Annotated in this window: 1 protein-coding gene; it reads right to left on the bottom strand. The window is 54.3% G+C overall.

What is annotated here, in order from left to right; all coding sequences use genetic code 11:
- Positions 1 to 352, bottom strand: a 352-nt coding sequence (locus MMG82_RS21450; protein ID WP_241407424.1) for an Ig-like domain-containing protein, incomplete at both ends; no start/stop codon positions are given.

The raw sequence follows: 352 nt of genomic DNA, 5'->3' as shown, positions 1-352 counted from the left end.
ATGGTGACGGCTAAGGTGCTGTTGTCACCTAAATCGACGGTACCTTTGAAAATCAGAGTGTTGTCGTTGGTGATAAAGTCACTGCTGGAGCTGCCAGTGTCTTGGGTGATGGCGGTGATGGCCACGGTGTTACCGTCGCCGTCTTGGTCAATCTTGGTGTCAATCACCACATCTTGGGTAACAGTTTTGCTGTTGCCGGCCACGTCGGTGACGGTGGCGCTGACAGGGTAAGTGCCGTCAGGCAGCACAGTACCGGTCAGGTCGACGCTCCAGTTACCTTGCGCATCAATCACTAAGCCGTTGGCGGTGGTGTAAACCACACCATTGATGGTGACGGCTAAGGTGCTGTTGT

Source organism: Shewanella sp. MM_2022_3 (genome assembly GCF_022557375.1).
In the GTDB taxonomy this organism is placed as follows: Bacteria; Pseudomonadota; Gammaproteobacteria; order Enterobacterales; family Shewanellaceae; genus Shewanella; species Shewanella xiamenensis.
The sequence above is the reverse complement of the archived record's forward strand: the minus strand, read 5'-3'. Positions and strand labels throughout refer to the sequence as shown.